This is a genomic window from Nonomuraea sp. NPDC004702 (genome assembly GCF_053601695.1).
Genome location: NZ_JBSGCE010000183.1, coordinates 1 through 2,374, shown reverse-complemented (window position 1 = coordinate 2,374; position 2,374 = coordinate 1). Strand labels below are relative to the sequence as shown.

Here is a 2,374-nt window from a genome sequence, read left to right as displayed (position 1 = left end):
GCGAGGCAGACGCCGGCGGCCAGGCGCCAGGGCCGGGCGCCGAGCCAGGGGCCGTGGGGTGAGACGGGCGAGTTCTCGTACCAGGCGACCAGCCGCTCGCGGGCGCGGTCGCGGTCGACCACCAGGCAGGCGAAGGCCGCCAGCACCCAGAACATCAGGAACACGTCGAGCAGCGCCGTGCGGGACAGCACCAGATGCAGGCCGTCGAGGGCCAGCAGCAGGCCGGCCAGGCAGCCCAGCAGCGTCGAACGGGTCATCCGGCGCGCCACCCGCGCCAGCACGAGGATCGACAACGTGCCGATCAGCGCCGCCGCGAACCGCCAGCCGAACGGGTTCATCCCGAACAGCCACTCACCCGCGCCGATCATCCACTTGCCCAGCGGCGGATGCGCGACGAACGAGGCGCAGTCGGACGACTGGGGGCACTGGCGGAAGATGTCCAGGTTCCCGGCGATGAGCCGCCGGTCGGCGATCGGGTTCTTGGCGTCGCCCAGCATCGCGCGCTCGACGCCGTACCGAAGCAGGGACCAGGCGTCCTTGGCGTAGTAGGTCTCGTCGAAGACGACGGCCTTCGGCTCACCCAGGCGGACGAACCGCAGCAACCCGCCGAAGAGGGCGACCAGCAGCGGCCCCGCCCAGCCTAAGAGGGGCCGCCCCTGGAACGGCGGGACCAGCCGTCGTGCCGTCTCCCCCATGTCGATCACCCTATGCGTTTGTGCACCAGGTCATAAAGTTCGCGTCTCGGCACGCCCGCGCCCTTGGCCACGTCGGCGATGGCGATCTTCCGCTGCTCGCCCTCGGCCACCCGGCGGTCGACCTCGGCGACCAGCTCGTCCATGTCGGGCTCGCCCGCCCCCGGCACGCGGCCCGCGACGACCACGGTGATCTCGCCCTTGACGCCGCCCGCGGCCCACTCGGCCAGCTCGCCGAGACCGCCGCGGCGCACCTCCTCGTACGTCTTGGTCAGCTCGCGGCAGACGGCGGCGGGCCGGTCGGCCCCGAACGCCTCGGCCATCGCGCCCAGCGACTCGGCCAGCCGGTGGGGGGCCTCGAAGAAGACCATCGTCCGCTCCTCGGCCGCCAGCGCGGACAGCCGCCGCGCCCGGTCGCCGGCCTTGCGCGGCGGGAAGCCCTCGAAGCAGAACCTGTCGCTGGCCAGCCCCGACACGGCGAGGGCCGTGGTGACGGCGCTCGGCCCCGGCAGCGCGGTCACCGTGATGCCCGCCTCGACCGCCAGGTGGGTCAGGCGGTAGCCGGGGTCGGACACCCCGGGCATCCCGGCGTCGGTGATGACCACGACCGTGCGGCCCTGTCTCAGCGCCTCGACCAGCTCCTGGGCGCGGCCCGCCTCGTTCTGGTCGTAGTAGGACACCACCCGGCCGCCGATCTCCACGCCCAGCTCGGTGGCGAGCCTGCGCAGCCGTCTGGTGTCCTCGGCGGCCACCACGTCGGCGTCGGCGAGCACCTCCCTCAGCCGCGGCGAGACGTCACCCGCCTGACCGATGGGGGCTCCGGCCAGCACCAACCTGCCTTCTCCAGTCACCCGACCATTGTGGCAGGGCATACCAATTAGACCGTGATTCTTGCAGTACCTAACGGCTTGGGGCCCGTACGATGTCCGAATGGCGGTGACCGATTCCCCGTACCAGGCCTACGACAACCCGGAGGTCGGCGAGAGTCAATCGCAGACGCGGTCCCTGCGTGACCGGGTGATCCCCCCCATGCGTGGCAGCGTCCTGTGGGGGTGGGTCGGCCCGCTGCTGGTCACGCTCTTCGGCGGCATCCTGCGCTTCGTCAACCTGGGCCACCCGCGGGCCGTGGTCTTCGACGAGACCTACTACATGAAGGACGCCTTCTCCCTGATCAACTGGGGCGTCGAGCGCGTCACGATCAAGGACGCGGACAAGGCGATCCTGGCCGGGAAGACCGACATCTGGCAGTCGTGCACGCAGGAGACGCTCGACAAGTGCGCCTCGTACGTGGTGCACCCGCCGCTGGGCAAGTGGATGATCGGCGCGGGTGAGTGGCTGTTCGGGCTCAACCCGTTCGGCTGGCGGTTCGCGGCTGCGCTGATCGGCACGTTGTCGATCCTCGTCCTGGCGCGGGTGGCGCGCCGGATGACCCGTTCGACGCTGCTCGGCTGCTTCGCCGGCCTGCTGCTGGCCCTCGACGGCCTCCACTACGTGCTGTCCCGCACGGCGCTGCTCGACGTGTTCCTGATGTTCTGGGTGCTGGCGGCCTTCGCCTGCCTGGTGGTCGACCGCGACCGCGCCCGCGAACGGCTGGTCGCCTGGTACGAGAACTCGCCCGTCTCACCCCACGGCCCCTGGCTCGGCGCCCGGCCCTGGCGCCTGGCCGCCGGCGTCTGCCTCGC

Annotated in this window: 3 protein-coding genes; 1 reads left to right on the top strand and 2 read right to left on the bottom strand. The window is 71.7% G+C overall.

Translation table 11 applies throughout. The features are described 5' to 3' along the window. A partial coding sequence (locus tag ACWEJ6_RS54600; RefSeq protein ID WP_452433667.1) for a phospholipid carrier-dependent glycosyltransferase occupies positions 1 to 695 on the bottom strand: 695 nt, incomplete at its 3' end. 5 nt (positions 696 to 700) lie between these two features. Further along, on the bottom strand, positions 701 to 1,543 hold the full coding sequence (gene rsmI, locus ACWEJ6_RS54595; RefSeq protein ID WP_452433665.1) for a 16S rRNA (cytidine(1402)-2'-O)-methyltransferase: 843 nt from the start codon (positions 1,541 to 1,543) through the stop codon (positions 701 to 703). Positions 1,544 to 1,622: 79 nt separating this feature from the next. Here rsmI and ACWEJ6_RS54590 point away from each other — a divergent pair. Then, a partial coding sequence (locus ACWEJ6_RS54590; RefSeq protein WP_452433663.1) for a phospholipid carrier-dependent glycosyltransferase occupies positions 1,623 to 2,374 on the top strand: 752 nt, incomplete at its 3' end.